At 62.6% G+C, this 14,962-nt stretch carries 13 protein-coding genes; 6 read left to right on the top strand and 7 right to left on the bottom strand.

The genetic code is table 11. The features are described from left to right. The first annotated feature begins 165 nt into the window (after nucleotides 1–165). On the top strand, nucleotides 166–315 hold the full coding sequence (locus tag L6D74_RS11655) for a hypothetical protein (protein WP_178076487.1): 150 nt from the start codon (nucleotides 166–168) through the stop codon (nucleotides 313–315). Nucleotides 316–319: 4 nt separating this feature from the next. On the opposite strand, the gene L6D74_RS11650 is transcribed toward L6D74_RS11655, so the two are convergent. Both L6D74_RS11650 and L6D74_RS11645 read right to left on the bottom strand, forming a co-directional pair. Then, nucleotides 320–1,360 carry an AraC family transcriptional regulator gene (locus L6D74_RS11650; RefSeq protein ID WP_064597857.1) on the bottom strand — a complete coding sequence of 347 codons (1,041 nt, stop codon included), beginning with the start codon at nucleotides 1,358–1,360 and terminating at the stop codon, nucleotides 320–322. Between the two features lie 3 nt (nucleotides 1,361–1,363). Continuing rightward, nucleotides 1,364–2,491, bottom strand: coding sequence for a nitrilase-related carbon-nitrogen hydrolase (locus L6D74_RS11645; RefSeq protein ID WP_236189233.1), 1,128 nt, complete (start codon nucleotides 2,489–2,491; stop codon nucleotides 1,364–1,366). 204 nt (nucleotides 2,492–2,695) lie between these two features. Between L6D74_RS11645 and L6D74_RS11640 the strand changes: the two genes are divergently transcribed. Next, nucleotides 2,696–4,735, top strand: coding sequence for an NADPH-dependent 2,4-dienoyl-CoA reductase (locus L6D74_RS11640; RefSeq protein WP_064597853.1), 2,040 nt, complete (start codon nucleotides 2,696–2,698; stop codon nucleotides 4,733–4,735). A 41-nt stretch (nucleotides 4,736–4,776) separates the two neighbouring features. Next, nucleotides 4,777–5,685 carry a 1-aminocyclopropane-1-carboxylate deaminase/D-cysteine desulfhydrase gene (locus L6D74_RS11635; RefSeq protein WP_236189231.1) on the top strand — a complete coding sequence of 303 codons (909 nt, stop codon included), beginning with the start codon at nucleotides 4,777–4,779 and terminating at the stop codon, nucleotides 5,683–5,685. Here L6D74_RS11635 and L6D74_RS11630 read toward each other — a convergent pair. The 3 genes from L6D74_RS11630 to L6D74_RS11620 all read right to left on the bottom strand — a co-directional run bounded on the left by L6D74_RS11630 (nucleotide 5,682) and on the right by L6D74_RS11620 (nucleotide 8,427). Next, nucleotides 5,682–6,236 carry a cytochrome b gene (locus tag L6D74_RS11630; RefSeq protein ID WP_236189229.1) on the bottom strand — a complete coding sequence of 185 codons (555 nt, stop codon included), beginning with the start codon at nucleotides 6,234–6,236 and terminating at the stop codon, nucleotides 5,682–5,684. The genes L6D74_RS11635 and L6D74_RS11630 overlap by 4 nt on opposite strands. Before the next feature lie 196 nt (nucleotides 6,237–6,432). Further along, nucleotides 6,433–7,260: a phosphonoacetaldehyde hydrolase gene (gene phnX / locus L6D74_RS11625; RefSeq protein WP_236189228.1), complete on the bottom strand. Its 828-nt coding sequence runs from the start codon at nucleotides 7,258–7,260 to the stop codon at nucleotides 6,433–6,435. Nucleotides 7,261–7,317: 57 nt separating this feature from the next. Next, nucleotides 7,318–8,427, bottom strand: a complete 1,110-nt coding sequence (locus tag L6D74_RS11620) for a 2-aminoethylphosphonate--pyruvate transaminase (RefSeq protein ID WP_236189227.1) — start codon at nucleotides 8,425–8,427, stop codon at nucleotides 7,318–7,320. 113 nt (nucleotides 8,428–8,540) lie between these two features. Here L6D74_RS11620 and L6D74_RS11615 point away from each other — a divergent pair, with 113 nt between their 5' ends. Continuing rightward, the gene (locus tag L6D74_RS11615) at nucleotides 8,541–9,401 is read left to right on the top strand and encodes a LysR substrate-binding domain-containing protein (RefSeq protein ID WP_236189226.1); all 861 of its coding nucleotides are present in this window, start codon (nucleotides 8,541–8,543) and stop codon (nucleotides 9,399–9,401) included. A 54-nt stretch (nucleotides 9,402–9,455) separates the two neighbouring features. On the opposite strand, the gene L6D74_RS11610 is transcribed toward L6D74_RS11615, so the two are convergent. Continuing rightward, nucleotides 9,456–10,328, bottom strand: coding sequence for a LysR family transcriptional regulator (locus L6D74_RS11610; RefSeq protein WP_064597834.1), 873 nt, complete (start codon nucleotides 10,326–10,328; stop codon nucleotides 9,456–9,458). 270 nt (nucleotides 10,329–10,598) lie between these two features. Between L6D74_RS11610 and L6D74_RS11605 the strand changes: the two genes are divergently transcribed. Continuing rightward, a complete protein-coding gene (locus tag L6D74_RS11605; protein WP_064597832.1) occupies nucleotides 10,599–11,924 on the top strand; it encodes an MFS transporter in 1,326 nt (441 codons plus the stop codon). 66 nt (nucleotides 11,925–11,990) lie between these two features. Further along, nucleotides 11,991–13,388: an FAD-dependent oxidoreductase gene (locus tag L6D74_RS11600; RefSeq protein WP_236189256.1), complete on the top strand. Its 1,398-nt coding sequence runs from the start codon at nucleotides 11,991–11,993 to the stop codon at nucleotides 13,386–13,388. Nucleotides 13,389–13,391: 3 nt separating this feature from the next. On the opposite strand, the gene L6D74_RS11595 is transcribed toward L6D74_RS11600, so the two are convergent. After that, the gene (locus L6D74_RS11595) at nucleotides 13,392–14,798 is read right to left on the bottom strand and encodes a type VI secretion system Vgr family protein (protein WP_236189225.1); all 1,407 of its coding nucleotides are present in this window, start codon (nucleotides 14,796–14,798) and stop codon (nucleotides 13,392–13,394) included. Between the last annotated feature and the right edge of the window lie 164 nt (nucleotides 14,799–14,962).

Here is a 14,962-nt window from a genome sequence, read left to right as displayed (position 1 = left end):
ACAATCAATATCAATGTGTCGGAAAGTTCGCTATCGCGAGCAGGCTCGCTCCCACAGTGCTATGTGGATGAATCCTTCTCAAAATTTCCCGCGATAAATTCCTGACCGCCTGCTACGTTTATTTCATGAAGGACGCGTTTCATTTTTCCTTCACACGGGCACTTTATGCTCGAGGCACTGGTCATTTGTTCCAGGCCATTTCAAGCAAGCGTCAGGGGGGATTACGCAATGGATGACTACCAAGAAGAACTGCTCGAATTCCAGGCCTTTGAGCTGGATTCACCAGAGCCTGCGGAAGACGCCACCGAGCTGTAAGGCGTCAGCCTGTCTTGCGGTGACTGCGGCGAAATTCGCCCGGTGTCTGGCCGTTCCAGCGCTTGAAGGCGCGCTGGAAAGCTTCGGCCGAGGCGAAGCCCAGCAGGTAGGCGATCTCACCGAATGCCAGTTCGGTGTCGCGGATGTAGGTCATTGCCAAGTCACGGCGGGTGTCATTGAGGATCGCGCGAAACTGCGTGCCTTCCTCGGCCAGTTTGCGCCGTAACGTCCAGGTCGGCAGCTTCAGGCGTGTCGCCACTTCTTCCAGGTCGGGTTCCCGGCCACCATTGAGCAACGGCCCGAGCAATTGCGTGATGCGTTCGCGCAGGCTGCGGGTGCGGGTCAGTTGTTCTAGTTCCCGTTCACACAAACCGAGCAAATGTTTCCAGGTGCTGGGGCAATGCTCCGGGTTGCGTTGGGCCAGGCTGGTGAGGCTCAGGCGCAGTTGGTTGTGTTCGGCGCCGAACTGAATCGGGCAGTCGCCGAGCACGGCGTAGGCGTCGCGATAATCCGGGCTGTCGAACTCGATCTCGATCCGTTCAGCACGCAAAGGTTCGGGGCTGACGCTGGACAATTGATGCAGCCAGCCGGCAATGATCGAATCCACCACAAAGCGGTTGTAGGCGTTGTACGGGCTGATCGAGTAGAACCGCAGCCAAGCACCGCTGGCGTCCTCGTGGAAACTCGACTGGCCGCGATAGTTGGAGCCGTACAACGGTTCGAAACGAGTCAGGCAGCGAGCGGCTTCGCGCACGGTCGGCGCCTGCGCGGCGGTCACACCGGCCAGCCCGGCCTGACTCAGGCGACTGAGCCGGCCCATGCGCAAACCCAGTGCCGGGTCGCCGGTCAGCTGAATCGCGCCATGCCCCAGGCGCATGTAGCGCGGGATCGACAGGCGCGCCCCGGCTTCGGCCAGTCGTGCGGTGTCCAAACCGTACTGTTCGAGCAATGGCAGCGGGTCGATCTCATGGCTTCGCACGGCATCGGCCAGGCTGTGGACGAAGCCCACCGACAGATCCCCGAGACGCATCGGCAGCGGCTTCACGGTTTACAACCAGAGGTTCAGCAGGCGCGCGCCGCGGGCTTCGCTGTCGGCGAATTGCTGGCCGTTGCTACTGAGGAAACTTTGCCCGGCGCTCGGCTTGTCCCAGAACTGCCCGCGCAGAAACACACTCATACCGGCCAGCGCCTTGCTGGCCGGCGGTTGCGCGGTCAGGGTCAGTTGGTGCCAGGCCTGGCCTACACTGACTGCTCCCGGTTTCAGGCTGACCGAGTCCGGCACGCTCGAGCCTTTGTAACCCTTCCAGGGTTGATCCCACACGCCATGACCGACGACAAACGCGGGCACCGCGATCAGCTGCGCGCCTTGCTCGTCGAGTTTGCGGTAGTTGTCCGGGTACCAGCTGTCGTTGCCGATCAACACGCCGAGGCGTCCGGCCGGGGTGTCGATCACATTGATCCGCGAAGCTTCGCGGGTGCCGGAGTCATCGTGATCGAAGACCGGACGCATCTGCCGCTGTGGCTGGCCGAGGGGGGCGCCGTCACGCCCGAAGACCACCGTGCTGTTGTACAGCGCGCCGCTGCCGGCCTTGAGCCGGCCGTCGGTGATGTTCGGTTCAGGCAACACGATCGAGCCGGCCACCAGGGTGATGTGGAACTCCTTGGCCAATCCACCGAACAGAGCCTGATAGTCCTTGGCCATGTCCCGGGACTTCATGCGCAGGTGCGCGTCATCCAGACGGCTGCTGCCCTTGGCGGTGAGCCAGGCGCGAGCAAACTGCACCGGGTTGCTCGCCGCCAGCCAGTTCATCGCTTCGGCGAGGGTGGCGGCCTGGTACAGCTCATCTTTCTCGCCGCTGATCATCAGCCAGGTGCCGACATGCTCCGGCAGGATGACCACGGTTTTTTCATTCAACAGCCCCTGATCCTGCGCCTGCTGCAAATAGGCGGCGAGCTTGCGGTGCAGGCGTTCGGGGCTTTGGTAGTCGGTGGGAAACAGCTCGGGCTGGATGCCCAGCAGGTTGCCACGGTCGGCGGGGGTGCCCTGATCGACCGCGAGTTTGATCCGCAGGTCCGACAGGTAATGACCGGCCGGCCGGTCAGCCGCCCACATGGCGTAGAAGGTGAGCGCGGCGATGAGCGCCATGGAAAAAGTCAGGTACAGAAGTTTGCGCATGAAATCCAACAACAACCGGGTACAGGGTGTGCGGACAGGGTAGGGCGCCAGCCCCGGCTTGCCAAGAGGCGCTGCGCATTTGGATCAATAACTTGTCAGTTACGGTCATTGAGTGACAGCGAGGCGACTCCTAATCTGTCGAGCATGACTGACGGGGGACGCAGAGCTCCCGCATTTTCCGTGATCGCTGCTGTGGAGTTAACGATGACCGCCACTCAATACCCGCACCTGTTGGCCCCGTTGGACCTGGGATTCACCACGCTGCGCAACCGCACCCTGATGGGCTCGATGCACACCGGCCTTGAAGAGAAGCCGGGTGGTTTCGAACGCATGGCGGCGTATTTCGCCGAGCGTGCCCGCGGCGGCGTCGGCCTGATGGTCACCGGCGGTATCGGCCCGAACGACGAGGGCGGTGTGTATTCCGGCGCGGCCAAGCTGACCACCGAGGAAGAAGCGCTCAAGCACCGCATCGTCACCCGCGCCGTGCATGATGCGGGCGGCAAGATCTGCATGCAGATCCTCCACGCCGGCCGTTATGCCTACAGCCCGAAACAGGTCGCACCGAGCGCCATTCAGGCGCCGATCAACCCGTTCAAGCCCAAAGAGCTGGACGAGGAAGGCATCGAGAAGCAGATCCGCGATTTCGTCACCTGCTCGGTACTGGCCCAGACCGCCGAGTACGACGGCGTGGAGATCATGGGCTCGGAGGGTTATTTCATTAACCAGTTCCTCGCGGCCCACACCAACCACCGCACTGACCGTTGGGGCGGCAGCTATGAAAACCGCATGCGCCTGCCGGTGGAAATCGTTCGCCGCGTACGTGAAGCGGTCGGCCCGAACTTCATCATCATCTTCCGTCTGTCGATGCTCGATCTGGTGGAAGGCGGCAGCACCTGGGAAGAAATCGTCACCCTGGCCAAAGCCATCGAGCAGGCCGGCGCAACCCTCATCAATACCGGCATCGGCTGGCACGAAGCGCGGATCCCGACCATCGCCACCAAAGTGCCGCGTGCGGCGTTCAGCAAGGTCACGGCCAAGCTGCGTGGCTCGGTGAATATTCCGCTGATCACCACCAACCGCATCAACACCCCGGAAATCGCCGAGCAGATTCTGGCTGAAGGCGATGCCGACATGGTCTCGATGGCGCGGCCATTTCTCGCCGATCCGGACTTCGTCAACAAGGCCGCCGAAGGCCGCGCCGACGAAATCAACACCTGCATCGGCTGCAACCAGGCCTGCCTCGATCACACCTTCGGCGGCAAGCTCACCAGTTGCCTGGTCAACCCGCGTGCCTGCCACGAGACCGAGCTCAACTACCTGCCGGTCAAGCAGATCAAGAAGATCGCCGTGGTCGGTGCCGGTCCTGCCGGTCTGTCCGCTGCCACCGTGGCCGCCGAGCGCGGGCATCAGGTAACGCTGTTCGATTCGGCCAGCGAGATTGGCGGCCAGTTCAACGTCGCCAAACGTGTGCCGGGCAAGGAAGAGTTCTACGAAACCCTGCGTTACTTCAAACGCAAACTGCAGACCACCAACGTCGAGGTGTGCCTGAACACCCGCGTCGACGTGGCGAAACTGGTCGAGGGCGGTTACGACGAAGTCATTCTGGCGACCGGTATTGCGCCGCGTCTGCCGGCGATTCCGGGTGTCGAGAACGCCAAAGTGCTGAGCTACCTGGATGTGCTGCTTGAGCGCAAACCGGTCGGCAAGCGTGTGGCGGTGATCGGCGCTGGCGGTATCGGTTTCGACGTCTCGGAATTCCTCGTCCATGAAGGTGTGGCCACCAGTCAGGATCGCGCTGCGTTCTGGAAAGAGTGGGGCATCGACACGAATCTGGAAGCCCGTGGTGGCGTGGCCGGGATCAAGGCTGCACCGCACGCACCGGCCCGTGACGTGTTCCTGCTGCAACGCAAGAAGTCCAAGGTCGGCGACGGTCTGGGCAAGACCACCGGCTGGATTCACCGCACCGGTCTGAAGAACAAGCAGGTGCAGATGCTCAACAGCGTCGAATACCTGAAGATCGACGACGAAGGCCTGCACATCCGCATCGGTGAAGCCGGCGAGCCGCAAGTGCTGCCGGTGGACAACATCGTCATCTGCGCCGGCCAGGATCCGCTGCGCGAGCTGCACGACGGGCTGGTAGCAGCCGGGCAGAACGTGCACCTGATCGGCGGCGCCGATGTGGCGGCCGAACTGGATGCCAAGCGTGCGATCAATCAGGGCTCGCGTCTGGCCGCCGAGCTCTGATCCACCCTAGAATGCCGGCTCTTTGCACAGAGCCGGCCTTCATGTTTCTGCCTCCCACCGACTGGCTACCTCAAGCCCCCCTCGATCCCTTTCATCTGGACTGGCTCACCGCCGCCGGCATTGAAGTCGCGATCCTGCGTCTCGACCGCATCGATCCGCTGATCAGCGGCAACAAGTGGTTCAAGCTCGTCGAACACCTGAAAGCCGCCGACCGCGCGGGTGCCGAAGGCATCATCAGCCTGGGCGGTGCGCACTCCAATCATCTGCATGCGCTGGCGGCTGCGGGCAAACGCCTGGGATTCACAACGGTCGGGTTATTGCGCGGGCATCCGCAGGACACGCCGACGGTCAGGGATCTGCAGGATTTCGGCATGCAGTTGCACTGGCTCGGTTACGGCGGTTATCGGGCGCGGCACGAGCCGGGGTTCTGGCAGCCGTGGCTGGCGCAGTATTCGACGCTGCATCCGGTGCCCGAAGGTGGCGGCGGTTTGCCGGGGGCGCAGGGTTGCGCGGCGCTGAAGGACCAGGTCAGTGAACAACTCGGCAAGCTTGGTTGGGACGACTACCACGGTTGGTGGCTGGCCTGCGGCACGGGCACCACGCTAGCGGGATTGGTGTTGGCCGAGGCAGGCCAACGTGCGGTGTATGGCGCAATGGCCGTGCCCGACGATCACGGCGTTGCGGCCAATGTCGAGGCGATTGTCGGTGACACCGGAGGCTTTGAGCTGATCCACGCCAGCCGTGGCGGTTTCGCCAAGGTCGATCCGACGTTGCTTGAGTTCATCGCGCAATCCGAGCAAGCCAGCGGCATTCCCCTCGAACCGCTGTACACCGGCAAGGCCTTGCTGGCGCTCAAACAACAGATCGAGGCGGGCCGCTTTGCCCGGGGTTTGCGCTTGATCTTCGTCCACACCGGCGGCTTGCAGGGCCGGCGCGGATTCGACGGTTAACCCTGGCTGCGCTTGGGCATCATCCGCAGCAACGTGTTATCGCGCACCACGTAATGGTGATAGATGCCCGCCAGCGCATGCAGGCCGATCAGCCAATAGCCAATCGTGCTGATCAGTACGTGCCAGTATTCAACCTGTTTGGCGTAGGCCTTGTCCTCACTCACCAGCAGCGGCAGGTCGAAACCGTAGAACATCACCTGATGCCCCTCCGCGCTGGTGATCAGCCAGCCGAGGATCGGCATGCTGATCATGAACAGGTACAAGGCCCAGTGCATCAAGCGTGCGAGGGTGGTTTGCCATTGTGGCGAAGCCGGAAAGATTTTCGGCGCAGGCCCCAGGCTGCGAGCGAACAGGCGAAACCACACCAGCACGAACACAGTCAGCCCGAGCATGTAATGCACTTCGCGGATCAGCGTGCGACCACCACTGCCCTTGGGAAACAGCCCGCGCAATTCCATGCTGGCGTACACCAGCACCAACAGCACCAGCATCAGCCAGTGCAACAGGATCGACACGGTGCTGTAACGGGATTCGGAATTTGTCCACGGCATACGGCGTTCCTCACGGTTCAGGGCTCAAGCGTGCCGTTCTGCGACGGCATGCCTTAACTGTAATCCCCTTTGGCGCGTTTGCCCCAGGCTAAAAAAGCTTTCACTGAGCTGAGTCAGCGATTTAGCTGAAAACACTCATGAAAAAACGCCAGTGTCGGGCAGACACTGGCGTTTTTGTTTGCCGCGATGGATGCAATCAGCTGCTTTGCGGCATCTCGCCGTTGGCCAGGCGCTTGTTGATGTCGGCGATCACTTCCGGCAGATCGCTGATGGTGTCGATCATGTAGTGCGGGCGCGAGCCTTCGAACAGCGCGTGAATGCGCTTGCGTTCGCTGGCCAGCGCATCGCTGCCCAGTGCGCGATAGCCTTGGTAATCCAGGCCCAGCGCATTGCCGGAGCAGATCAGCGCCACGGTCCACATCCCGGCGCGACGACCTTCGAGAATCCCCGGCACGGTGTCGTCGATCTTCACGCAGGCGGCGACATCGTCGATGCCCAGCGCAATCACGTTGGCCAGCGCTTGCGCAGGCCATGGGCGGCCGTTCGGCACTTCGTCGGTGGCGACGACGTGGTCGGCGACGTAGCCGTTGGTGGCGGCCAGTGCCACGACCTTGTCCATCACTTGCTTCGGATAACCCGAGCAGGAACCGATCTTGATGCCTTGCTGACGCAGGTTGGCGATGGTCTCCAGCGCGCCGGGAATCAGCGCCGAGTGCTCGGCGATTTTCTCGATCTGCAGCGGCATGAAGCGGTTGTAGATCGCGGTGACATCATCGTCGGTCGGGGTGCGGCCGAACACCTTACGATAGCGCTCGGCAACCTGCGGCTGATCGCACAGGGTGCGGATGTGATCCCATTTGCCCATGCCCATCGGGCCCCGGGCTTCTTCGATGGAAACCTGGACGTCGAACTCGGCGAAGGCTTCGACAAAAATCTGGGTCGGTGCGAAGGAACCGAAGTCGACCACGGTGCCGGCCCAGTCGAGGATGGCGGCTTGCAGCTGGGTTGGGTTGTTGTAGTTCATGTTGGTCAGAATCCTGTATTGGCAATGCAATTCAAATGAGGGAGCGGGCCGGGTGAGTCAGATGTCGAGCACTTCCATCTCGCGCAGCACTTCACCCACCGCCGCGACGGCTTCGCGCATCTGCGCCGGGGTGACGTGGCCGATGCAGCCGACGCGGAAGGTTTCGACCTGAGTCAGCTTGCCGGGGTAGAGGATGTAACCCTTGGCCTTGACCCGTTCGTAGAAGTCCTTGAACTGGTAGTGCGGATCTTTCGGTGCGTGGAAGGTCGCGATGATCGGCGCCTGGATGGCGGCGGGCAGGAAACTGCGCAAGCCGAGTTTGCCCATCTCTTCCATCAATGCCTGGCAGTTGGCGGCGTAACGCGCATGCCGTGCCGGCAGGCCGCCTTCTTCGTTGTATTGCAGCAGCGCCTCGTGCAGCGCGGCGACCACGTGGGTCGGCGGGGTGAAGCGCCATTGGCCGGTCTTCTTCATGTAGCTGTGCTGATCGAACAGGTCCATCGCCAGCGAATGCGAATTGCCGGCGGCTGCGGCCAGGGATTCCTTGCGGGCAAACACGAAGCCCATGCCCGGCACGCCTTCCAGGCATTTGCCGGAGGCCGCGATCAGCGCATCGAACGGGATTTTCTGTGCATCCACCGGTAACGCGCCGAAGGAACTCATGGCGTCGATGATCAGGCGTTTGCCGTGTTGTTCGACGACCTGAGCGATTTCCGGCAGCGGATTGAGAATGCCGGTGCTGGTTTCGCAGTGAATCAGCGCGACGTGTGTAATGTCGCTGTCGGCGCACAACAGGCGGTCGACGTCGGCGGCGGTGGTCGGTTCGTCTTCAGCGGTTTCAAAGGTGCTGAACGAGCGGCCGAGCACTTCGCAGATTTTCGCCAGACGCTTGCCGTAGGCGCCGTTGATCAGTACCAGCACCTTGCCGTCGCGAGGGACGAGGGTGCCGATCGCGGCTTCGACGGCGAAAGTACCGCTGCCCTGCAACGGTACGCAGTGGTGGGTGGCGGCGCCGTTGAGGATCGCCAGCAGTTGTTCGCACAGGCTGGCAGTCAGTTGGTTGAAGCGGTCATCCCATGAACCCCAGTCGACCATCATCGCCTGGCGGGTGCGGGCCGAAGTGGTCAACGGGCCGGGAGTGAGCAGGATGGGGGCGGCAGTACTCATTCGTGTGTCCTCGCGATAGCGCTGTGGGATGAAGCTACGGCGCCTACGTTGCAATTCGGCGGATCATCAATCAAATTGTTTGTTGTTATGCCAGCCATCAGTGAGGGTTATTCATGAACCTGTTCCAGCTCCGCGCCTTTGACGCCGTGGCCCGGGAAGGCAGCTTTACCCGTGCCGCCGCGCGGTTGTTCATCAGCCAGCCGGCGGTCACCGGACATATCAAGGCGCTGGAGGAGCATTACCAGATCACCCTGTTACGACGCACGGCGCGCCGGGTCGAGTTGACCGAGGAGGGCACCAAACTGGCGGCGATCACTCGGGCGATGTTCGGCCTGGCCGAAGAGGCGCAGGCGCTGCTCGAAGCCAATCGGCAGTTGCTGACCGGACGCCTTGAGGTGGCGGCGGACGGCCCGCACATGGTCATGCCGATGCTTGCCAGCCTGCGGGCGCGCTATCCGGGGATCACGGTGAATCTGCGCTTGGGCAACGCTCAGGAAACGCTGGCGGCGTTGTTGTCCGAGCATGCCGATGTGGCGGTGCTGACCGAGGTCGAGCCGCGCAAAGGGCTGCATCTGCAAGCATTGAGTGAATCGCGGATTTGCGCGCTGGTGCCGGCGGGGCATCCATGGTCTTCACGCAGTGGCGAGGTCAGGCTCAAGGAGCTGGATCAGGTGATCATGGTCTTGCGCGAGCCGAGTTCGATTACCCGGCGCACGTTTGATCAGGCCTGTGCCCAGGCATCGGTCAGCCCACGGGTGTTGCTGGAACTGGACAGTCGCGAGGCGGTGACGGAAGCGGTGGCGGCTGAGTTGGGGGTTGGGGTGGTGTCGTCGGTTGAGGTCAGCCATGACCCCCGTGTCGTCGCGATTCCCATTGCCGGAGAAGGGCTGGTGAACCGGCACATGATCGGCTGCGTGGAGCGCCGGCGGGAATTGCGGTTGATTCAGGCGTTTTTCGGATTGGCCCCCACCTGATACCCACCAGATCGTTCCTACGCGGACGGTTCGACGCCTCGACGGGGGAACGATCTACACCAGGCTTTCGCGCACCATATCCAGAAACGTCGCCACCACCCGCCGCGAACTCTGCTCGCGCAGGCACACCAGTGTCTCGGTCAAGCGCCGGGTGCAATCGGTGATCGGCAACGCGCAAACCCGCGAGTCAGCACCAAACTCCGCCGCCGACACCACCCCCACGCCAATCCCCACCACCACCGCCTCCCGCGCCGCTTCCCGGCCTTCGACCTGAATCGCCGGGCGGATGCGGAAACCGGCGCGGGCCATTTCTTCTTCCAGGGTCTGGCGGGTGACCGAGCCGTGTTCGCGCAGCACCAGCGGCGTGTCGTCCAGATCTTCCAGGCAGATCGATTCACGCTCGGCCCACGGGTGATGGCGCGAGACGAACGCCACCATCGGATCGTTGCGCAGCGGCACGCACAGCAGACGTTCATCGCTGACATCGCGACCCAGCAACGCCAGATCGGCCTGATAGTTGAACAGTCGAAACAGCGACTCATCGGTGTTACCGGTCTCGATCTTCACGCTGATCCCCGGGTAGCGTTCGCAGAACCGGGCGATCTGCGGCAACACATGCACCGGGGCATCCACCGCCAGAATCAGGCTGCCGGTCTGCAAGGCCTGGGATTCCTGCAACAGCTCCTGAGCTTCGGCCTCGACCACAAACAGACGCTGGGTGATTGCCAGCAAGCGTTCGCCGAGATCTGTCAGGCGCACCGAGCGTTTGTTGCGGTGGAACAGCAACACACCGAAGCGTTCTTCGAGTTTGCGCACCTGGTCGGAAATCGCCGGTTGCGTCAGGTAAAGCCGCTCGGCGGCCTTGGTGAAGCTTCCGTGCACGGCCACGGCGTGAAAGGCTTTGAGCTGGGCGTGGGAAACCGACATGTTCTGACTCCAGTAACAAGCTGAGCTTATGTGTGAAATACGATAAATCGATTTTATTTATTAAACAGTAATTGCTTTGATCGGCTCACGCCAACGCTGACTGCCCGGTCGGGCAGCGACGCTGGCCATGAGCCTGTGCGTGCAACACCAGGACTCATCTGACCGGTATCGCCGAAGGGACGGGGTGATATCGCAGTGCTCAACAATAAAAACACAGGCGTTTACTTATCGATTCTGCCGGCACACTCACACCCTGAGGTCAGAACCACAATGAACAAGCACATTGGCACCCTTGCGCGTTGGCGCATGCAGATCTTCGCTGTCACCTGGCTCGCTTACGCCGCGTTCTATTTCACCCGCAAAGCCTTTTCGGTGGCCAAACTGGGCATCGCCGAAGACCCCAGCTTCACCCTCGACAAAATGGCCATGGCCAATCTCGACGCGATTTACCTGGCGGCCTATGCCATCGGCCAGTTCACCTGGGGCATGCTCGCCGACCGCTTCGGTCCTCGGGTTGTTGTCCTTGGCGGTTTGCTGATTTCCGCCGCTGCGGCGCTGGTGATGGGCAGTTTCGCGACGCTGCCGATCTTCGCCACCTGCATGCTGATTCAGGGGCTGGCGCAGTCCACCGGCTGGTCGGGGTTGTGCAAGAACCTCGGCAGTTTCTTCCCTTCCGAACAACGCGGGCGCGTGCTCGGGTTGTGGAGTTCCTGCTATGCATTCGGCGGTCTGGTGGCCTCGCCGTTTGCCGGTTGGTGGGCGTACACGCTGATTGGTTCGTGGCACGCGGCGTTCATTTCCAGCGCGGCGGTGGTCGCGGTGGTGGCGGTGTTGTTCTTCATCTTTCAGCGCGACAAACCGGAAGACGTCGGCCTGCCCGCCGTGGAGCCGGAGCCGGTGATCAGCGCCGAAGAGGCCGAAGCCAACAGCAAACTCAGCGTCTGGGAGCCGCTCAAGGAAATCCTGCGCAACCGTACGGTGCTTGTGCTGGGTCTGGCGTATTTCCTGCTGAAACCGGCGCGTTACGCGATTCTGCTGTGGGGCCCGGTGATTGTGTTCGAGCAGATGCCTTCGGTCGGCAAGGTCGGTGCGGCGATCATTCCAACGGCATTTGAACTGGCGGGCCTGTTGGGTCCGATCATGATCGGCCTGGCCTCGGACAAACTGTTCGGCGCCCGACGCATGCCGGCCTGCGTGTTGAGTCTGCTGGCGCTGACCGTGACCCTCGCGCTGTTCATGGGCGCCTTGCACACCGGCAGCGTGATGCTGGTGGTCGCATTGTTGTTTGTGATGGGCCTGACCCTGTACGGCCCGGACTCGATGATCAGCGGCGCGGCCGCGATCGATTTCGGCAAGGCCAAGGCCGGCGCCACGGCGGCGGGATTCGTCAACGGCTGCGGCTCGGTCGGTGCTGTGCTCGGTGGTTTGCTGCCGGGTTACTTCGACTCGGTGACGGTGTTCATCGTGTTCGCCGGTTGCGCGCTGTTTTCGGCGCTGGTGCTGATTCCGCACTGGAACAGCCGCCCGGTCGGCGTCATGGAACCACGTGCCTACGTGCCCAACCGCGCCCTGACCATCAAACCCCTGCGTAACTGAAAACCCTCACCTCGCGGCCTGCTGCGGCATTCGCGGCAGGCTATGCCGTGGCCGACTGACTGGAGAATTTTCATGAGACCGTTTTGGCTGGAGCAGGCTTTGCAGCTCGACACGTCCGAACCTTGCCCGCCGCTGCAAGGCGATGTGCGCACCGACGTGTGCATCGTCGGCGGCGGTTACACCGGGTTGTGGACGGCGATCATGCTCAAGCAGCAGAACCCCGAACTCGATGTGTTGCTGATCGAAGCCGACATTTGCGGCGCCGGCGCCAGTGGGCGCAACGGCGGCTGTGCGCTGTCGTGGTCGGCGAAGTACTTCACTCTGGAACGACTGTTCGGCGTCGAAGAGGCGGTGCGGCTGGTCAAGGAATCCGAGCGCAGCATCCACGCCATCGGCGAGTTCTGCGAGCAGTACGGCATCGACGCCGATTACCGCCTCGACGGCACGCTTTACACCGCGACCAACCGCGCGCAATGCGGCTCGACCGATGCGGTGATTGCGGCGCTGGAGCGCAACGGCATCAACTCGTTTACCCAACGGCCGGTCGCCGATGTACAGCGCATGGCCGGATCGGAAAAACATCTGGAAGGCTGGTTCTCACCGGCCGCCGCCAGCGTGCAGCCGGGCAAACTGGTGCGCGGCTTGCGCCAGGTGGCGTTGCAGTTGGGCGTGCGGATTCATGAAGGCACGGCAATGACCGGGCTGGAGGAGGGCCGTCCGGCGCGCCTTCACACGGCGAGCGGCCGGGTGACCGCCGACCGCGTGGTGCTGGCGATGAACGCGTGGATGGCCCGTGCTTTCCCGCAGTTCGAGCGCAGTGTGGCGATCGTCTCCAGCGACATGCTGATCACCGAACCGCGGCCGGATCTGTTGCAGGAAATCGGTTTGATCAGCGGCGTGACTGTGCTTGATTCGCGGATTTTCGTGCACTACTACCACAACACCCCGGACGGCCGGATCATGCTCGGCAAGGGCGGCAATACCTTCGCTTACGGCGGGCGGATGTTGCCGGTGTTCGACCAGCCCTCGCCCTATACCGGGTTGCTCAAGCGCAGCCTCGACGACTTCTTCCCGGCCTTTGCCGATGTGAAAGTCGACGCAACCTGGAACGGCCCCTCGGATCGCTCGGTCACCGGCCTGCCGTTCTTCGGCCGGATGAGTGCCAGCGGGAATGTGTTCTACGGTTTCGGTTATTCCGGCAGCGGCGTCGGGCCGTGCCACATGGGCGGGCAGATCCTCGCTTCGCTGGTGCAGGGCCTCGACAACCCATGGACACGCTCGCCGCTGGTCAACGGGCCGCTGGGTTACTTTCCGCCGGAGCCGATCCGCTACCTTGGCTCGCTGATGGTGCGCAACGCCATTCGCCGCAAGGAGCGCGCCGAGGATCACGGTCGGCGACCCCGGCACCTTGACGTGCGTCTGGCGAAATTCGCGGCGGCGGCGGGCAAGGCCGACAAGGCGTGAGCGTCAGCGCGGCGGGGTGGAGCGGTTGAGCAGCCAGTCGAGCAACAGGTCCTCCTCGGGCTCGGTTTCTCTCGGTTGTGCCGGTTGGGGCCGGCAGGCGTCGAGGCAGAGGATCGGTCGGTCGGGATCGCTGTCGAGAAAACTGACCCAGACTTCGCTGCCGGCGCAGGGAAGATTTTCCCGAGGCACGCAGGCGTCGGCATGGGGCATGACCAACGGCAGCCACAGCCCTTCGCTTGCACCGTTACGTGAATGCTCCGGCCATAACCGGACGGCCATGCGTCCCTGATCGTCCACCTGCGCCGGTTGCCCCGGCGCACCGAGCAATTGCGCCGGGTGATACCCCGGAATGCGCGGACGCGGTTGTTTCGGCGGCGGGCGAAACGGGGTCGACCAGGGCAGCGCCGTGAAGTCGTTGTGATAGCGGCGAACCGTCGGCACTGGGTCGAGAATCGAAGGTTGCTGGCCTTGATGACGCAACTCGGTGATCAGCCACTGCTCGTTGAAGGCGTTTACCGGGTGCTCCGTGACTTGCAACAGGCGCCCGCTGAGCAGGCGCAGACAATCGCTGCGGCCCTGAATCGAGCGCGACCGGCAGCGTTGGCGCTCGAGCAGACGGCGACTGCGCTGGGTGGCGTGACGTTGCGCAGTTGGCAGAGACTCCTGTGGGGCGACGGCACTGCCCAGCGTGTGATTGGCGGCCTCCTGACCCTTGATCGGTCGCCCTCGCTCTCGTACGCCGGCAGGCATCGGAGGCAGTACCGCCTCATGCCGCTGGAACAGGCTGCTGAGGCCGCTGGTTGGCGCATCGAGCTGGGTGTTGAAAGGAATCGCCGTCACTTGCTGTGGCAGGCTCAGGCTGTCATCGGCGAACACCACCACATGGCCGTCCGGCTGATGTTCGAAGTGGTAGTGAATGCCTTCCTCTTCGCAAAGCCGTTGCAACAGGGCCAAATCGGTTTCGTCGTACTGAATGCAGAACGGACGCGGCGGATAGTGGCCGACGGTCATCTCGATCCGGTAGCTGTGGGCGGGCAGGTGATGTTCGATCAACAGTTGCTCAAGGATGGCCGGCACGCTCAGTTGCGTGAAGACCCGGCGTACGGGATGTTGCTCCAGCGCTTGCAGATGCGGCATCAGCACCAGTTGGTAGGCGATCCGGTGCGTTGCGCGATGTTCGCAGCTGGCACTTTGAATGACGCCGTGAATGCCGTGATCCTCATCCAGGTGCAGAAACGCCGCCTGATGCAGCAGCTTGCCGGGTGACCAGGCGGGCGCCAGGCCCATGACCTCGATTTCAAACCGATAAGGCTGATTCAGCGCTTCATGACCGCTGAAGCGCAGCACCGGCAGGCTTATCCCGCCTTCGGCCAGGGTCAGTGAAAACGGACTTTCCTTGTCATTGAGCATTCGGGCAGGCTCTGTTCTGGCAATACGGGCGACAGAGGGTACGAAAACGCGACGTTGATTGGACATGGCAAACCGGTTTTTCAGAATCGCCCTACAAGGCGCGTAGAAGATGTCGATCCGCAGCGGATTTTTTGGTCGATTGCCGACTTTAGGCCGTATAAACT

Origin of the sequence: Pseudomonas pharyngis (assembly GCF_021602345.1) — a bacterium.
In the GTDB taxonomy this organism is placed as follows: domain Bacteria; phylum Pseudomonadota; class Gammaproteobacteria; order Pseudomonadales; family Pseudomonadaceae; genus Aquipseudomonas; species Aquipseudomonas pharyngis.
The sequence above is the reverse complement of the archived record's forward strand: the minus strand, read 5'-3'. Positions and strand labels throughout refer to the sequence as shown.